Here is a 17,069-nt window from a genome sequence, read left to right as displayed (position 1 = left end):
GGAGAGTCGATGACGCAGGGGAGCGCGCCGCAGGGCGCCGAGCACGAGGACCCTCGCCGTCGGATCCCGCGCACCGACGCGCTGCTCGCGCTGCCGGCCGTGGAGCGGGCCCGCGCGAGCCTCGGCGAGACCGTGATCCGCGGGATCGTGCGCGCCGCCCAGGACCGTGCCCGTGCCGGGGAGATCACCCCCGAGCAGGTGGAGGACGCGGTGCTCGGCGCGATCGGCGACCACCCCGCCGCCTCGATGCGGCCCGTCCTCAACGCGACCGGCGTCATCGTCCACACGAACCTGGGACGGGCGCCGCTCTCCGCGCCGGCCCGCGCCGCCCTGCAGGACGCCGCCGGGTACACGGACGTCGAGCTCGACCTGGTGACCGGGGCCCGCTCCCGCCGCGGCGCCGGTGCCCGGGCCGCGCTGCTCGCGGCCTGCCCCGCCGCGGAGGACGCCCTCGTCGTCAACAACGGTGCCGCGGCGCTGCTGCTCGCGACGACCGCGCTCGCCGCCGGGTACGAGGTGGTGTGGAGCCGCGGGGAGATCGTCGAGATCGGCGCCGGGTTCCGCCTCGCGGACCTCGTCTCCTCCGCGGGAGCGCGCGTGCGCGAGGTCGGCACCACCAACCGCACCCACGCCGCGGACTACACCGCCGCCTGCGAGGACGGGCAGGTGGGAGCCCTGCTGAAGGTCCACACGAGCAACTACCGCATCGAGGGCTTCACGAGCGAGGTCGGCATCGACGAGCTCGCCGGGATCGCCCACCAGCACGGCCTGCCGCTCATCGCGGACCTCGGCTCGGGGCTGCTGCACCCGGAGCCCGTGCTGCCCGGGGAGCCCGACGCGGCCGCGGCCCTCGTGGCCGGGGCCGACGTCGTCATCACGAGCGGCGACAAGCTCCTGGGCGGCCCGCAGGCCGGGATCCTGCTGGGCACCGCCGCGACCATCGCCCGCCTCGCCCGGCACCCCCTCGCCCGCGCCGTGCGGGCGGACAAGCTCGCCCTCGCCGCCCTCGAGGCGACCCTCACCGGCCCCGTGCCGCCCGTCCTCGCGGCGCTGCGCACCGAGCCCGCCGCGCTGCGCCGACGCACGGAGGCCCTCGCCGCGCGGATCGGCGGGGAGGTCGTCGCGCACGACGGCCGCGTGGGCGGGGGAGGCGGCGCCGAGGTGCCGCTTCCCGGCTGGGCGATCGCCCTCGAGCCCGAGCTCGCCCCCGCCCTGCGCACGGGAGAGCCGGCCCTCGTGGGCGTGCTCTCCCAGGGGAGGCTGCTGCTGGACCTGCGCTGCGTGCCCGAGGAGCAGGAGGACGCGCTCGCGGCGGCGGTGGACGCGGCGAGGGAGCACCGCTGATGCAGGTCGTCGCGTCCGCCGGGCACGTGGACCACGGCAAGTCCACGCTGGTGCGCGCCCTGACCGGCATCGAGCCGGACCGCTGGGACGAGGAGCGCCGCCGCGGGCTCACGATCGACCTCGGCTTCGCCTGGACGACCCTGCCCTCCGGCGCGGAGGTCGCCGTCGTCGACGTCCCCGGCCACGAGCGCTTCCTCGGCAACATGCTCGCGGGGATCGGCCCCGCCCCGATCGTCTGCTTCGTCGTCGCGGCGGATGCCGGCTGGCAGGCGCAGTCCTCCGACCACCGCGACGCGATCGCCGCCCTCGGCATCGACCAGGGCCTGCTCGTCGTCACCCGCAGCGACCTCGCCCCGGACCGCGTCGAGGAGGTCACCGCGCAGGCCCGCGCCGAGCTCGCCGGGACGGGCCTCGCCCACGCGCCCGCCGTCGCCGTCTCCGCCCGCACCGGCGAGGGCCTGGACGTGCTGCGCGCCGCCCTCGACGACGTGCTCGCCGCGGCCCGCCGGCCCGAGCCGGAGGCGCCCGTGCGGCTGTGGGTGGACCGCGCCTTCACGATCACCGGCGCCGGGACCGTCGTCACCGGCACCCTCAGCGGGGGCACCCTGCGCACCGGCGACACCCTCGAGCTCGCCGGGGCGGGGGAGCCGCGGCGCGTCCAGGTGCGCGGGCTGCAGTCCCGCGGCGGTCAGGTCCCCGAGCTGGGCCCCGTGAGCCGCGCCGCCGTGAACCTCCGCGGCGTGGACGCGGACGACGTGACCCGGGGCGACGCCCTGCTCACCCCCGGGGCGTGGACGGCGACGGAGGTCCTGGACGTGCGGGCGACGGTCCCCGGCGCCTTCGCCGACGCGCCCGGGGAGCTCGTCGCCCACGTCGGCACCGCGGCCGTCCCGGTGCGCGTGCGACCGCTCGGCGAGGACCATGCGCGCCTCACCCTCGCCCGCCCGATGCCGCTGCGGGTGGGCGACCGGATGGTGCTGCGCGGCACGGGGGAGCAGACCCTCCGCAGCGGTGCCCTCGTGCTCGACGTCGACCCGCCCGCCCTCGCGCGCCGTGGGGACGCCGCCCGAAGGGCCGCCGCGCTCGCCGCGACCGGCGACGGCGGCGACCTCGCCGCGGAGGTCGCCCGACGCGGCGCGATGCCCTCGGCCGTCCTCGCGCGCCAGGGGGTGCAGGTGCCGGCCGTGCTGCCGGAGGGCGTGGCGCGGGTGGCCGACGGCCGCGGCGGCGAGGTCCTCGCCGCGGAAGCGGCGCTGCAGGACTGGACCGCGCGGCTGCGCGATCTCGTCGAGACCGAGCACCGGGAGCACCCGCTCTCCGCCGGACTGCCCCGGAAGGCCGCGCTCGACGCCCTGGCCCGGGAGCCCGCGCCCCGCGGTGGAGGCGCACCGCCGCTGCCGGCACCCGCGCTGCTCGATCTCCTCGTGAGGCGCGCCGGCCTCGAGGAGCAGGACGGCCGGCTCCGCGATCCGGCACGGCAGGACGGCCTCGGCGACGCCGAGGGAGCCGTCGCCGAGCTCGAGCGGCGACTGCGTGCGGAGCCCTTCCGGGCGCCCGAGGCGGACGACCTCGCCTCCCTGCACCTGGGCTCCGAGCAGCTCGCCGCCGCGGCGCGCCTGGGCCGCCTGCTGCGCCTGCCCGGCGAGGTGATCCTGCTGCCCACGGCGGCGGCCCTCGCCATGCGAGAGCTGTCCCGGCTCGAGCAGCCCTTCACGACCTCCCAGGCGCGGCAGGCACTCGGCACCACACGGCGGGTCGTCATCCCGCTGCTCGAGCATCTCGACGCGCGGGGCTGGACCCGCCGCCTCGACGCCGGGCACCGTCAGGTGGCCCGCTGAACGGGAGTCCTCATCTCGAGGTGTGCGTTCAGCCCCGGGCGGCCAGCCACCGCTGGTGCGCGGTGACCAGTGCGTGCTGCACCGCCGAGTGATCGGGGCCGCCGCTCAGCATCGAGGGCACCGTCGCGGGCTCCCACAGCGCCTGGACGGGCACGGCCGTGCCGTCGTGCAGCAGCGCGAACGCCACGAGCCGGCGATCCCCCGGGGTGGGCGGCGCGATCCGCTGCAGCTGCTCCCAGCGCACCGACTGCTCCGCGCCCACGAAGCCCGCCCAGCGGAAGCCGGCGGCGTCGATCCGCAGCCGCGAGCGCCGGGCACCCCACAGCACGAACGCCCCGCCGCCCAGGGCGAGCACGGCAGGGATCAGCAGGGCGAGGAAGCCCGGCTCGCCCAGCACGAGCGTGAGCACCACCGCGGTGATCGCCGTGCCCACCCCGATCAGCATCACCGCAGGGCCGACGACGACGTTCACGTGGGAGCCGGCGGAGCGGAAGGTCGAATCCATGGCCGCCAGCCTAGGGGAGAGCCCGCATGGGGAGTCCTCCCCATCGCCGTGCCGAGCAGGGCGGCCTAGTCTCGGGAGCACGTCAGGGACAGTGGGGCAGGACAGACAGGGACGGTGCCGCGATGAGCGGGTTCTACGGTGCGGACACGGAGCAGCTGCGCGAACAGGCGGGGGCCTGCCTGCGCGGCTCGGGCACCCTCAGGGACCTCATCGGGACCACCTCCGCGATGGTCGGCGCGGTCGAGTGGACGGGGCCCGACGCGGACGCCTTCCGCGAGCGCTGGCAGTCCGAGGTGCGCGCCCAGCTCACCGCGCGGGCCGACGCCCTGCGCGCCCGGGCGGACGAGCTGACCGCCCAGGCCGAGGAGCAGGACGGCGCCTCCGACGGCGACGGCAGCGGCGGCGGGCCCTTCGGCAGCCCCCTGCCCTTCCCCTTCCCGTTCCCGTTCGAGCTGCCGGGGCCGTGCGGGGTCCCGGGGACGGGTACTCGTTCGGGGCCAAGGCGGGATCGGGTCTGTATGCGTCGCAGAGCGCCACGGTCGACGGACCGCTCGGAACCTCGGGCACCCTGACCCAGGACTACTTCGTGGGTGCCAACGCGGATGCCTCGCGGTACGCGCACCTGACGCGCAACGAGGATGGTCAGGCCAACGGGGTGACGTTCGGAGGCGGGGCGAACGCCTTCGCGGGCGCGCAGGTCACGCAGAAGTTCGAGCAGACGGGCCCGTTCGGCTGGTTCTCCGGGTCGACGTCGATCAGCGGGAAGGCGGGGGCGGGCGCCAGGGCCTCGGGAGGGGCGACGATCTCCACGGATGAGGTCTCGGTGAACGTCGGGGGCCAGCTCGCCGTCGAGCTCGGGCTCGGGGGCACGACCAGTCTCGCCGTTCATCCGAACGCCATCGTCAACACCTTCACCCCTGGGGATTACGACCTCGACGACGCGATCTCCGACGCCTCCGGGGCCTTCGACGGCGCTCGTGATGCCGTGGGCAGCACGGTGAGCGCGATCAACCCCTTCGACTGAGCCCGAGACGGGGCCCACGCTCAGCGCACCCGCGTCCTGGCGGCCTCAGCGCCTCTGGCCGTGATGCATCCACCATCTGCGGTGCGCGTCCGTGATCGCCTGAGCGGTACGGAGGTATCCGGCATCGGCGCTGTTGCCGCCCTCGCCCCCGGACATGCTCACCGCGGTGACCGGGACGACGGCGCCGTCCCGCAGGTGCAGACGGACGCTGCGCGGACCGCGGCGAGCGGTCGGGACCTCGACCCCTTGGATCGCGGAGAAGGGAACAGTGCGCGGGGCGCTCGTGAGCGTGCGCCAGGTGACGGCGTCCCCGGCGAGCTCGACCCGGCTGCGCCGTCCCGCGAGATGCAGGAGCAGCCCGGCGACCAGGCCGACCGGCACGAACAGCAGCATCAGCAGCACCGCTGCGTCCCCGCTGGTCGCCCAGAGGACCAGGGGGAGAGGGACGAAGAGCAGCACCGCGATCAGGGCGACGAACGGGCCGATCCACATCATCATCGTCGCGGCGCCGGAGCGGAACGTCTGGGTCTGCATGAGGTCGAGTCTGTCAGAGCACACGGAGCAGCACATGCCGACGGCGCCCCCTGTGGACAGGAGGCGCCGTCGGGACGCTCAGAGGTGCTGGCCCTGATCAGCCCTTGTTGCGGGGCTGCTTCACCGGCGGCTCGCCCAGCTCGGCGTCCTCGGTGCTGATCGCGTCGACCTCGCCGCCGGCGATCTCGAGCGCCTCGATGCGGCCCAGCGCCATGAGGTCGCCGCGGGCGGCCTCGAGGTGGCCGGCGGCGGCCTCCGGGGCGCGGAGGGTCACCGAGAGCACGGGCGTCTTCTGGGAGACCTTCGCGTCGGACTTCAGGCGGCGCACGACGATCGCGGCCTGGGCCACGGTGTCCAGCAGTGCGGCGTCCTGTCCCTGGGCGGCGGCGCGCAGCGGCTCGGCGACGGGCCAGGGCTGCGTGTGCACGCTGCCGCCGCGCCACCACGACCACACCTCCTCGGTCGCGAAGACGATCACGGGCGCGAACAGGCGCAGCTGCACCTCGAGCGCGATCGCGAGCGCCGCGCGCGCCGAGTCGGCACCGGCCTGGCCGGAGGGGGCGTTGCCGTGGGCACGCTCCTTGACCAGCTCGATGTAGTCGTCGCAGAACGCCCAGAAGAACGGCTCCACGAGCTCGAGCACCCGCGCGTAGTCCATGTCCTCGAAGGCGGTGGTGGACTGCTCGACGACCTCGGCGAGGTTCGCCAGCAGCGCCCGGTCCAGCGGATCGGTGACCGCGGCCGGGTCGGCCGCGAGGGCGCCCGAGGGGTCCGCGGGGGCCTCGCCGAAGCCGAGCGCGAACTTCGAGGCGTTGAGGATCTTGATCGCGAGACGGCGACCGATCTTCATCTGGCCCTCGTCGAACGCGGTGTCCACGCCCTGACGGGCACGGCCGGCCCAGTAGCGCACGCCGTCGGAGCCGTGCTGCTCGAGCAGACCGATCGGGGTGACGACGTTGCCCTTGGACTTCGACATCTTCTTGCGGTCGGGATCGAGGATCCAGCCGTTGATCGAGGCGTGCTTCCACGGCAGGGCGTCCTGCTGCAGGTGCGAGCGCACGATCGTGGAGAACAGCCAGGTGCGGATGATGTCGTGGCCCTGGGGGCGCAGGTCCATCGGGTACACCTTGGAGAACAGCTCCGGATCGGAGTTCCAGCCGCCCGCGAGCTGCGGGGTGAGCGAGGAGGTCGCCCAGGTGTCGAGGATGTCGGGGTCCGCGACGAAGCCGCCTGCCTGGCCGCGCTGCTCCTCGGTGAAGCCCTCGGGCACGTCGATCGTGGGGTCGATCGGGAGGCGGTCGACGGACGGGGTGAGCACCGTGTCGTAGTCGGTCTCGCCGTCCGCGCCCACGCCGTACCAGACGGGGAAGGGGACGCCGAAGAAGCGCTGCCGGGAGATCAGCCAGTCGCCGGCGAGGCCCTCGACCCAGTTGCGGTAGCGGGACTCCATGTGCGCCGGGTGCCAGGTCAGCTCGCGGCCGCGGGCGATGAGCTCGTCGCGCAGGCCGCCCTCGGAGCCGTCGCGGCCGCCGTTGGTGAGGTACCACTGGCGGGAGGTCACGTACTCGAGCGGCTTGTCGCCGTTCTCGTAGAACTTCACCGGGTGGGAGATCTTCTCGATCTCGCCGGTGAGGTCGCCGGACTCCGTCGCCAGCTCCACCACGCGCTTCTGCGCGCTGAACACGGTGAGACCCGCGAGCTCGGCGTAGTTCGCCTGCCCCTCGGGGGAGGTGATCCACGGCGTCTCCTGGAGGAAGCGGCCGTCGCGGCCGATCACCGAACGGGTGGGCAGCTCGAGCTCGCGCCACCAGGTGACGTCGTTCGCGTCGCCGAAGGTGCAGATCATCGCGATGCCGGCGCCCTTGTCGGGCTGGGCGAGGGGATGGGCGAGCACGGGCACCTCGACGCCGAACAGCGGCGAGGTGACGGTCGAGCCGAACAGGCCCTGGTAGCGCTCGTCGTCGGGGTGGGCGACGAGGGCCACGCACGCGGGCAGCAGCTCGGGGCGGGTGGTCGCGATGACGACCTTCTCGCCGGAGCCGTCCGTGCGGGTGAAGCCGAGGCGGTGGTACGCGCCGTCGCGGTCGCGGTCCTCCTGCTCCGCCTGGGCGACGGCGGTGCGGTAGGTGACGTCCCACATGGTGGGGGCCTCGGACTGGTAGGCCTGGCCGGCGGCGAGGTTCTCGAGGAACGCGCGCTGGCTCGTGGCGCGGGAGTGGGCGTTGATGGTCTGGTAGCCGTGCTTCCAGTCCACCGAGAGGCCCAGGGTGCGGAAGACGTCCTCGAAGGACTTCTCGTCGATCTCGGTGAGGCGCTCGCACAGCTCGATGAAGTTGCGGCGGGAGATCGGCAGCTGGTTCGCGGCCTTCGCGGACTTGTTGTCGCCGCCCTCCTGCGGGGGCGTGAAGTCCGGGTCGTAGGGCAGCGACGGGTCGCAGCGCACCCCGTAGTAGTTCTGCACGCGGCGCTCGGTGGGCAGGCCGTTGTCGTCCCAGCCCAGCGGGTAGAAGATGTTCTTCCCGCGCATGCGCTGGTAGCGCACGATCATGTCCGCCTGCGAGTAGCCGAACACGTGGCCCACGTGCAGGGAGCCCGAGGCCGTGGGCGGCGGGGTGTCGACGCTGAACACCTGGTCGCGGGTGGTCTCCGGATCGAACGCGTAGAGCTTCTGCTCGCTCCATACGCCGTCCCACTTCTCCTCGAGCCCCTCGAGGGAGGGCCGATCGGGGATGGCGGCGGGCTGGCGTGGTGCGGTATCGGTCATGGGGGCCATTGTTCCAGGCCCGCGCCCGCACGCAACGTCGATCCCGCTCCCTGGAGCGTCAGGTGCGCCACGCCCGGGCCGGGTCAGCGATCCCGGCGCCCGAGGCGGAAGAACCTGATGCTCATCATGAGATGCACCAGGGTCGCCACCGCGAAGACAGCGGTCGCCACCCGATCCTCGATCGTGGAGCCGTGTTCGTCGACGACGGTCCCGTCAGTGGCGAGGACGGCGATCCCGAGCGCGAGCATGACGGCGAAGACGCCGGTGACGACCAGGGCCAGCGCCCCGAACCCGATCGCCCATGAACGCGGGATCCTCTCCGACGAGTCGGCACCGTTGAGAAGTGCCCAGAGGTACCTCCAGAACCCAACGGGGGCGGGCGTCTCTCGGGCCGGCGCCGAAGGCGTCCGGTCCAGCGCAGCGATCGCCTCAGGAGGCACCCCGAGGACGTCCACGAGTGTCGTGAGCGGATCGCCGGGTACGTCGTCCGAACGGAACAGGGCGCGGAGCCGCGCCGAATCGACGGGGCGGTCCCGACTCAACCGCGCGAACTCCTCGGTGATCTCGTCCCGAACCTCCCACCCGCTCAGGGCAGGCTCGGTCCACGACGAGCTCCAGACCATCGAGGCGAGCATGCGAGATCGATGGAAGACCATGGCGCCGCTGGTTGCTCCCTCACCGCGCCACAGGAGGAGCACCCGCCGCCTGCGGTGTCCGAGGTTTCCTGCTTGGAGCGCCGTCCCGACAATGATCGCGAGCTCGTCGGATGTCTCGGCGTCGGTGGTGGGCTGCAGAAGGGACCAACCGTCGTCGAGGGCGGAGAGCTCCACGGGGACGAGAGTCGCCGTGACCAAGGACCCCGCTGCACGCATCCGCTTCTCGGGGATCCGCGCCAGGACGACGGCCGTGCGGGGCTGCGGCGGGTCGATGTCCGGGAGACCGACCGCGGATCCCAGATCCTGTGCGAGGTCGTCGGGGTCGGGGCGAGCCGCGATCCGGGAGATGAGCACGTCCCGATGGTCGGGGCTCAGCTCCAACACATCGGTGAGTGCATCGACGATCGTCAGTGGCACGGTCAATTCGTCCGCGCGAGGAATCTCTGACGCCGGGACCCATCTCAGCGCGGTTGATCGTGAGTCTGTCCTGACGACCAGCGTGACCTCGACGTCCAGATCGAGGAGGATCGATGGGAGGTTCGAGGGAAGGGCGTCCTCGTCCTCTACGACTGCCGCCGTCCACCCGCGCTCTGAGCCCGGCGACACCGATGCGGTCGGATCCTCGGCGAGGAGCCGGAGCACATCAGCTTGCGGAAGGCGGATGAGAGCGAGCACCAACGGATACTAGGCGAACACGCCCATCAGAGCGCCGAAGGGGCCCCGCCCACGGGGGCTCGGGCTGGAGGAGACGGAGGGAGAGACGGGAATGCGTACGGAGATGACGCGGCGCGAACGCGAAGCGGCCGCGCAGACGGACTCAGACCTGAAGCTGGTCGCCCGCGAGATCGCGCCGTTCATGCGGTCCCGGGGCTTCGCGAAGGCGGGGCCCGTCACCTGGCGCCGTGATCGCCCGGAGCTCCAGAGCCGGCTCTCCCTCAGAGCAGGCACTCCTGCGCAGGGCCCTTTCGCCAAGATCAGCGGCACAGTCCACGTCGAGCTCGTCGCCTCGCCCCCGGGGCCACGGTTCCGGGAGAGCATCATCCGCACGCATCCCGAGATCATGAGCCGCGACGACGCGTACCTGATCCGTGACGCCGACGATCGAACCGCCCTCCTCGAGGATCTGACGACCCAGCTCGTCCCCTGGCTCCTCCACTACGACTCCTTCGACGCGATGTGGAGAGCGCTTCTCCACGGCGAGCCGCCTGCTGCCGGGGAGGGCGCAGCGAGGGCGGGAAGAGACGTTCCTGGGCCTTCCGCGCGCTCGAGATCGCTTGCTTCGACTTGGACGATCCGAGGTACGTCGACGAGGCCATCGAGTACTGCAACACGGAAGGATTCGTGTTCGACCTCGACCGGTTCGACGGGCCCATGGCAACGATCGGTGCACGGGTCGCCACCCGTCGGTGACACCGGTCCCCACACCTCGAGCTGACGCCCTGCCCACGTCTGTCGCCCCGCCGTACCGTGGGCGCATGGCCCTCACCCGCATCGCCCTGGTCTCCGACGTGCACGGCAACCTCACCGCCTACGAGGTGGTCCTCGCTGACATCGCCTCCCGCGGCATCACCCGCGTGATCAACCTCGGCGACGTCGTGGGGAAGGGCCCGCGCGGCGCGGCCTGCACGGACCTCACCCGGGAGCGCTGCGAGGCGACGGTGCGTGGGAACTGGGAGGTGTTCGTCGCGAGCCCCGAGGCGCCGGAGGGGGAGGGGCCCGCGTGGTGGCACGGCGAGCTCGGCGCGGAGCGGCGCGACTGGCTGCTGGGCCTCCCGGGCAGCCTCGATCTGCGGCTCTCGGGCCGGATCGTGCGGCTCGTGCACGCCTCGCCGATCGACGAGTTCACCCGGGTGCACCGCGACCCGGACCCGCAGACCTTCGCGATGATGTTCGAGCCGACGCCGTTCACCGGGGACGGCCCGTCGGCGGACGTGCTCGTCTACGGCGACATCCACGACGCCTTCCTCGAGGTGCAGGGGGAGCGGACGCTCGTCAACGTCGGCAGCGTCGGCAACCCGCTCGACGGCCCCGTCCCCTCGTACGTGATCCTCGAGGGGGACGACGGGGCCGACGGGGCCGCACCGTTCGGCGTGCAGTTCGTGCGCGTCCCCTACGACGTGGAGGCCGAGATCGCCGTCGCCCACGAGTGGGGCATGCCCGCCGCGGAGGCCTGGGAGATCGAGCTGCGCACGGGGATCTACCGCGGGCGGCACGCGGCGCTCGGGCTCACGGCCGCCTGATCCTCGCGAGCCCGCTCGTCCTGCGCTGTCGCCGGCGACCCCTCCGGGGTCTCACCGGTCGGGTGCCCACGGGACGCCGGCGGAGCTCAGTCGCCGACGACGTGCAGCGCCTCCGCCCCCTCGCCCGGGGTGGGGAAGCTCGGGCTCAGCGGCACGGCGGCGGCCGGCACGGTGGTGCCGTCGTGGTCGAGCACGCGGAGCGTCGGACCCCAGGACAGCGCGCCGGTCGCCATCACGACCGCTTCGCCGTCGGGTCCCATGAACAGCGCGAACGTCGCGGGGAGGTCCTCGTCGAGCGGCTCGGGCGCGGTCCGGGCGAGAGCGGCGGCGTCGGCGTGGCGGAGCCAGAACGACGAGTCGCAGGGCCAGCACGCGACCCCGGCAGGGGTGGACAAGCTCTGCGGGTTGAGGAGGACATCGGCGCCGCCCCGTACGCAGTTCCGCGCGTCCTCCGCGATGAGGCCCGCCTCCCGCAGGGCGCACAGCGCCCCGTCGAGATGGCGGAGGTAGAGGTGCGCGCCGTTCTCGGCGAGGTCGCCCGGTGCCAGGTCCCCGTAGGCATCGCCGGGTGAGGCGTGCGTCGAGGCAGGGACGGTCAGACCCGCGAAGGAGTCGGGCGAGAGACAGCGGCTCAGCTCGTAGGTGCGGGACCCGCGCGGGAGGAACCGCCGAGTGCTCACGTGCACCTCTCCTGTCGGTCGAGCACACCCCGAGCGGGGTGCGTGGTGGCCCGGTGCGGCTGCCCGCACCTCAGGGGATGCGCGCGGTCCACTGCTCGGTCCCGAACTTGGTGCGCACCAGCTCGCGGGCCGTCTCGAGCTCCGCCTCGGTGTACGCGGAGTCCGTGGTCGCGTAGCGGGAGCGGAAGACGTCCAGGAAGCCGGCGATGATCTCGTCGCGCGGCAGGCCCGTCTGCGAACGGATCGGGTCCACGCGCTTGTTCGCGCTCTTCGTGCCCTTGTCGGAGAGCTTCTCCCGACCGATCCGCAGCACCTCGCCCATCTTCTGCGCGTCGATGTCGTAGCTCATGGTCACGTGGTGCAGCAGCACCCCTCCCGCGAAGCGGCGCTGGGCGGCGCCGCCGATCTTTCCCTGCTCCGAGGCGATGTCGTTGAGCGGGACGTAGCGGGCCTGCACGCCGATCTCCGCGAGCGCCGCCATGACCCAGTCGTCGAGGTAGGCGTAGGCCTGCTCGAAGCTGAGGCCCTCGACGAGCGAGGTGGGGACCACGAGCGAGTAGGTGATGCAGTTGCCGTGCTCCATGAACATCGCGCCGCCGCCGGTGATGCGCCGCACCACGTCGATGCCGTGGCGGGCGGCGCCCTCCGCGTCGATCTCGTTGCGCAGCGACTGGTAGGAGCCGATCACCACGCACGGCTCGTCCCAGTCCCAGATCCGGAACAGGGGCGGCCGGCGGCCCGCGGCGACCTCGTGGGGGAGCACCTCGTCGAGGGCGACGTGCATCGCGGGCGGCAGCACCTGCGGGCCGATGACGTCGAAGGTGAGGTCGTCCCAGGAGCTCGCCTGGCCCAGGGCCCGGCGCGCCGCGATCGCGACCGCCTCCGCGTCGAAGCCGATCATCTGCACGCCGCCGGGCAGCGCCTCGAGGCGGGTGGTGATCGCGGCGGTCGCCGCGGGGGAGGAGACGTCCGAGGGCAGGCCCACGAGCGCCGCGCCGATCTCCTCGAGCGCATGGTCCGGCTCGAGGAAGAAGTCGCCGAACACGTGCGCGGAGGCGATCCTGCCCTCGTCGATGGTGAGGTCCACCGAGACGAGCTTCCCGCCGCGGACCTTGTACTCCCCGTGCCGCACCGCGGCCCCTGCGCTCTCCGTCATGGCACCATCCTGGCGCACCGGGGCGGCAGGTGGCGGCGTGAGATCGCCGACGGCCGCGCGGACCCTCAGCCGCGCAGGTCCCGCAGGGGGATCGTCAGCGAGCGCAGCGCCCGGTGCACCTCCCACACGAAGTCGGAGGTGGACTGGCCCTTCCCGGGCGCGACCGCATAGGACTCGGGGGCCAGCTCCGCGGTCGCCTCGCGGGTCACGCGCGGCACGAGGGAGGTCCACGGCGCGGCGCCGCCCACCGAGATCCGGTACAGCACCTCCGGGTCGCCGTCGGCCTCGACGAGCCGCAGGGCGAGGGTCGTCGAGGTGAGCGCCGGCTGGCGGCGCGCAGGTGCCAGGGCGAAGCCGCGCTCGGCGAGCAGGGTCGGATGGAACAGGGCCCACAGCAGCAGGCGGGCACCCTCCGCCTCGGGGGAGACGGCCGTGCCGATCAGCTCCGGGGGGTCCGGGAGCAGGGACGGATCGGCCCGCCAGGCGGCGGCGTCGCGGGCGAGCGCGTCGAGCCGCTCGTCGGCCTGCGCGGTCTCCGCAGGGTCCTCGAGGGAGCCGATGCCGAGCGGGATCGGGGTCTGCGTGCCGCGCCGGGCGTGCACGAGGGTGCCGCGATCCGCCTCGCCCAGCTCGAGCCCCGCACGGGCGCGGGCCACGCCGGCCTGCAGGTGCGCGCCCACCTGACCGCGACGGGTGGAGAAGCGCGGCGAGGTGTTCAGCAGCTCGCGGCTCGCGCGGCGCAGCAGCTCGAGGTGGCCGTGGAGCTCCTCCGCGACCCGCGGGGAGGTGAGCAGGGCGCGGGCGTCGAGCGGGTACTGGACCACGGGCGAGCCGGCGTTCTCCCCGATCTCGCCGATCGTCTCCCAGAGGTCCTTGTGGCCGGGATCGGCCTTCGCGAGCTTCTTCCCGATGCGGCTCCAGGTGGAGACCACGATCGCGGGCACCGCGGGGGTGGTCGCCTCGAGCTGGGCGGTGGCCTCCGCGGCGGTGCGGCGCTGGGCGTCAGCGTCGTGGCTGCGCACGATGCTGACGATCGCGTCCTGCGGGTCCGGGCCCAGCGCGGCGGCGATGCGCACGAGGCGCGCGGTGCTCAGCGGCGACTGCACGCGCACGGCGACGCCGAGGCGGGCCGCGTCCTCCGCGGCGCCGTCCTCGGGCAGGAGGTCCGCGACCAGGTCGGGGGAGGAGCGGCGGGGGCGGGGGTCCGCGACGATCGCGCCGGTCTCCCGCTCGCTGCGCGCGATCGTGCGCAGGAACGCCTCCCGGCTGCGCGGCGCCATGAGCACGAACTCGAGCATGTGGCTCAGCATGAGCTCCACATGGGCGGTGTGGTCGCGGTGGGAGGCGAGGTCCGGGGAGGAGACGGCCTTGTCCACGGCATAGGTCGTCATCTGGCCGACGGTCGCATAGGAGCGGGCCATGGTCCTCCTTCAGGGGGCGCGGGCGGGGAGTCGTCCATCATCCCACCACCCGGGGTGTCCCCTATGCCCGGTCCGGCCCCTGGTCGGGCTCGTCCCCTGGCCCCGCCCCGCGGGCGGGTTCCTTCCCCCGCGCGTACACCTGCCGCACGAGGTCCTCGATCGCGGGCTCGGTGAGGGCGAGGTCCCGGATGCTCGCCTGCGCACCGATCGCCTCGAGCAGCGCGGGCACGGTCAGCGCCGTGCCCGAGAAGCGGATGCGGTGGCGGATCCCCTCGGCCTCGACGGCGTCGGTCGCGGCCCCGGCGGGCAGGGCCAGGGTCTCCCTCGGCTCGGCGAGGTCCACGATCAGCTCGCGCGGGGAGTCGAGGTGCTCGCGGAACGCGGTGATCGTGCCGTCGAAGGCGACGCTGCCGTGGTTGACGACCGCGATCCGCTCGCACAGCCGCTCCACGTCGCCCATGTCGTGGGTCGTGAGGAAGAGCGTGGTGCCGCGCTCGGCGCGGTCCTCCTGCAAGAAGCGGCGCAGTCCCTCCTTGGAGACCATGTCCAGCCCGATCGTCGGCTCGTCGAGCACGACGAGGGCGGGGGAGTGCAGCAGCGCGGCGGCGACCTCGCCGCGCATCCGCTGGCCCAGCGACAGCTGGCGCACGGGCCGGTCCAGGAACTCCTCGAGGCCCAGGCCCTCCACGAGCCGCTCGAGCCGCCGCTCCCGCGCCGAGTCGGTCAGGCGGTGCATCGCGGCGAGGATCCGGTAGGACTCGCGCAGCGGCAGGTCCCACCACAGCTGCGAGCGCTGGCCGAAGACGACGCCGATCTCCCGCGCCAGGTGCCGCCGCTCGGGGACCGGCTCGCGGCCCAGCACGCTCACGCTCCCGGAGGTGGGGCGCAGGATGCCGGTCATCATCTTGATCGTCGTCGACTTGCCCGCGCCGTTCGCGCCGACGAAGCCGACGGCCTCCCCGCGCCGCACGGTGAGGGTGAGGTCGTCCACGGCGCGCACGGTGCGCCGCTCACGGCGCAGGGAGCCGGGGCGACGGGAGCGCACGGCGAAGTCGCGGCGCAGGGCGTCCAGGACGACCGCCGGGGCGTCGCCGGCCGCGGCGGGGGAGTCGGTGGTCGAGGTGGGGGACGTAATCATGGTCAGCCTCCGGCTCCGGTGTAGCGGCGCACCCCGGCGCGCCAGAGCAGCGACGCGAGGGTCCAGGTGAGGATCCCCGCCGGCACCCCGAGCCATCCCGACCATGCCGGGATGAGGGCGGGGCCCGGCAGGTCCAGCAGGGTCAGGGTGGGGGCGTAGGCGATGAGGGTCGCGGGGACGACGAAGGTGAAGAAGGCCCGCAGCGGCAGCGGGAACACGGCGCCCGGGTTCGTCGCGACGTAGTTGCCGCCGTAGGTGAAGGCGTTCGCGAACTCACGGCCGTCGACCAGCCAGAACTGCATCGCCCCCGCCGTCGTCAGCAGCGCCGCGAACACGGCCGCGCCGGCGAGCGGCGCGGTGAGGGCGAGCAGCAGGGTCAGCGGCGTGGGCGAGAACCCGGCGACCACGAGCGCGATCACGTAGGTGGACAGCCCCACCAGGATCCGGCCCAGGCGCCGCAGGGAGAGGTCCATGCTCGAGATCTGCAGCAGGACGGGCAGCGGCCGGATCAGCAGCGTCTCGAGCTTCCCCGAGCGCACCATGGTGGAGAGCCCGTCGATCTCCCCGAAGAAGAGGTCCGCGAGGCCGAAGGCGAGGGCGCCGAGACCGTACACGACCGCCACCTGGGTGAGGGCCATCCCGCCGAGCACCCCGACCTGCGAGAGGATCACCCACAGCTCGAGGAACTCGGTGCCCACCACGAGCATCTGGCCGAGGACGTCCGCGACGAAGCTCGTGCGGAACGAGGCCTGCGAGCGGATCCGGGACGCGTAGAGCAGGCCCATGACGCGGGGCAGGGAGAGCGGCCGCTCCGCGCGTGCGGCGGAGGCGGCGGGAGTGCTGCGGGCGTGATCAGCCACCCTGCACCTCCAGGGAGCGCACGCCGATGCGCAGCATGAGCACGGCGGCGACCGTGAGCACGAGCGCCCAGGCCGTCTGCTCGCCCAGCAGCGCGAGCGCCTCGATCGGCGGGATCCGGCCGGAGAGCGCGTCGATCGGGGTCTGCACCATCGAGGGGAACGGAGTCGCGCGGGCGATCGCGGCGAGCCAGTCCGGGAACCAGGCGATCGGGATGAGGAAGCCGGAGAGCAGGTTCATCACCGCCATGTAGACGACGCTCAGCCCGCGTGTCTCGACGAGCCAGAAGGAGGCGAGGTTGATCATCGCGTCCCCGAGGAAGGCGACGGTGATCGCGAGCAGCAGGCAGGCGGCGCCCACGAGGTAGGAGAGCGGGTCGCTCGGCAGGGCGAGCCCCGTGAGCACGGCGCCGACGAGCATCGGCGGGATGCCGCGGGCCAGCAGCAGGAACCCGGCGCGGCCCAGCTTCTGCGCGTAGAACATGCCGAGCAGGTGGGTGGGGCGCAGGAGGTCCACGGCCACGTCGCCCTGGTGCACACGCTGGGAGATCTCGCGGGTGCCGAAGGCCTCGATGGGGGCGAGCAGGGCCTGCCCGAGCCACACATAGGTCGCGGCCTGGAGGGCGTCGTAGCCGCGCAGCTCCCCGCCCGCGGCGTGGATCGCGGCGAGCAGGATCGAGGCGCGGATCAGCCCGAAGACCGAGTTGGTGAACACTCCCGCGGCCGTCGCCATGCGGTAGGTGGAGTACTGCCGGAAGGAGGCGCGGGCGACACTCCAGTAGGCAGACACTCGCGGCATAGTACGCAAGCGTGGCGCCGATCACAAGGGGCGTCGCCGTCGGATCCGCGGATTCTCCTGCGGCGCGCTCCCGCCCCCGCCTACCCTGACCCGGTCCCCACCCCCGCACGGAA

At 73.5% G+C, this 17,069-nt stretch carries 15 protein-coding genes; 5 read left to right on the top strand and 10 right to left on the bottom strand.

Annotated elements, in window-relative coordinates; translation table 11 throughout:
- The first annotated feature begins 9 nt into the window (after positions 1-9).
- On the top strand, positions 10-1,344 hold the full coding sequence (selA, locus tag C1N80_RS14030) for an L-seryl-tRNA(Sec) selenium transferase (protein WP_137771342.1): 1,335 nt from the start codon (positions 10-12) through the stop codon (positions 1,342-1,344).
- The gene (locus C1N80_RS14025) at positions 1,344-3,182 is read left to right on the top strand and encodes a SelB C-terminal domain-containing protein (protein WP_137771341.1); all 1,839 of its coding nucleotides are present in this window, start codon (positions 1,344-1,346) and stop codon (positions 3,180-3,182) included. The genes selA and C1N80_RS14025 overlap by 1 nt, the downstream gene beginning before the upstream one ends.
- A gap of 28 nt (positions 3,183-3,210) precedes the next feature.
- On the opposite strand, the gene C1N80_RS14020 is transcribed toward C1N80_RS14025, so the two are convergent.
- Positions 3,211-3,687, bottom strand: a complete 477-nt coding sequence (locus C1N80_RS14020) for a hypothetical protein (protein WP_137771340.1) — start codon at positions 3,685-3,687, stop codon at positions 3,211-3,213.
- A 122-nt stretch (positions 3,688-3,809) separates the two neighbouring features.
- Here C1N80_RS14020 and C1N80_RS14015 point away from each other — a divergent pair, with 122 nt between their 5' ends.
- Together C1N80_RS14015 and C1N80_RS14010 are read left to right on the top strand one after the other, a co-directional pair.
- On the top strand, positions 3,810-4,259 hold the full coding sequence (locus tag C1N80_RS14015) for a hypothetical protein (protein WP_137771339.1): 450 nt from the start codon (positions 3,810-3,812) through the stop codon (positions 4,257-4,259).
- 14 nt (positions 4,260-4,273) lie between these two features.
- Positions 4,274-4,711: a hypothetical protein gene (locus C1N80_RS14010; protein WP_137771338.1), complete on the top strand. Its 438-nt coding sequence runs from the start codon at positions 4,274-4,276 to the stop codon at positions 4,709-4,711.
- A 45-nt stretch (positions 4,712-4,756) separates the two neighbouring features.
- On the opposite strand, the gene C1N80_RS14005 is transcribed toward C1N80_RS14010, so the two are convergent.
- The 3 genes from C1N80_RS14005 to C1N80_RS13995 all read right to left on the bottom strand — a co-directional run bounded on the left by C1N80_RS14005 (position 4,757) and on the right by C1N80_RS13995 (position 9,340).
- On the bottom strand, positions 4,757-5,245 hold the full coding sequence (locus tag C1N80_RS14005) for a PH domain-containing protein (RefSeq protein ID WP_168198120.1): 489 nt from the start codon (positions 5,243-5,245) through the stop codon (positions 4,757-4,759).
- Positions 5,246-5,342: 97 nt separating this feature from the next.
- Positions 5,343-8,009: a valine--tRNA ligase gene (valS, locus tag C1N80_RS14000; RefSeq protein WP_137771336.1), complete on the bottom strand. Its 2,667-nt coding sequence runs from the start codon at positions 8,007-8,009 to the stop codon at positions 5,343-5,345.
- Between the two features lie 83 nt (positions 8,010-8,092).
- Positions 8,093-9,340: a hypothetical protein gene (locus C1N80_RS13995; protein WP_137771335.1), complete on the bottom strand. Its 1,248-nt coding sequence runs from the start codon at positions 9,338-9,340 to the stop codon at positions 8,093-8,095.
- A gap of 800 nt (positions 9,341-10,140) precedes the next feature.
- On the opposite strand from C1N80_RS13995, the gene C1N80_RS13990 reads away from it, so the two are divergent.
- Complete coding sequence (locus C1N80_RS13990; RefSeq protein WP_137771334.1) at positions 10,141-10,905, top strand: metallophosphoesterase; 765 nt, start codon at positions 10,141-10,143, stop codon at positions 10,903-10,905.
- Positions 10,906-10,991: 86 nt separating this feature from the next.
- On the opposite strand, the gene C1N80_RS13985 is transcribed toward C1N80_RS13990, so the two are convergent.
- The 6 genes from C1N80_RS13985 to C1N80_RS13960 all read right to left on the bottom strand — a co-directional run bounded on the left by C1N80_RS13985 (position 10,992) and on the right by C1N80_RS13960 (position 16,956).
- Positions 10,992-11,585, bottom strand: coding sequence for a hypothetical protein (locus tag C1N80_RS13985; protein ID WP_137771333.1), 594 nt, complete (start codon positions 11,583-11,585; stop codon positions 10,992-10,994).
- Positions 11,586-11,655: 70 nt separating this feature from the next.
- Complete coding sequence (locus C1N80_RS13980) at positions 11,656-12,741, bottom strand: lipoate--protein ligase family protein (protein WP_137771332.1); 1,086 nt, start codon at positions 12,739-12,741, stop codon at positions 11,656-11,658.
- A 65-nt stretch (positions 12,742-12,806) separates the two neighbouring features.
- Positions 12,807-14,162, bottom strand: coding sequence for a hypothetical protein (locus tag C1N80_RS13975; RefSeq protein ID WP_137771331.1), 1,356 nt, complete (start codon positions 14,160-14,162; stop codon positions 12,807-12,809).
- A 61-nt stretch (positions 14,163-14,223) separates the two neighbouring features.
- Positions 14,224-15,300: an ATP-binding cassette domain-containing protein gene (locus tag C1N80_RS13970; protein WP_137771330.1), complete on the bottom strand. Its 1,077-nt coding sequence runs from the start codon at positions 15,298-15,300 to the stop codon at positions 14,224-14,226.
- Positions 15,301-15,302: 2 nt separating this feature from the next.
- Positions 15,303-16,160: an ABC transporter permease gene (locus C1N80_RS13965; protein WP_240811148.1), complete on the bottom strand. Its 858-nt coding sequence runs from the start codon at positions 16,158-16,160 to the stop codon at positions 15,303-15,305.
- Positions 16,153-16,956, bottom strand: a complete 804-nt coding sequence (locus C1N80_RS13960; RefSeq protein ID WP_370297010.1) for an ABC transporter permease — start codon at positions 16,954-16,956, stop codon at positions 16,153-16,155. The genes C1N80_RS13965 and C1N80_RS13960 overlap by 8 nt, the downstream gene beginning before the upstream one ends.
- Positions 16,957-17,069 lie beyond the last annotated feature (113 nt).

This window comes from Brachybacterium sp. SGAir0954 (assembly GCF_005490785.1).
Lineage (GTDB): Bacteria > Actinomycetota > Actinomycetes > Actinomycetales > Dermabacteraceae > Brachybacterium > Brachybacterium rhamnosum.
This window is presented reverse-complemented; position numbering and strand designations above follow the sequence as displayed.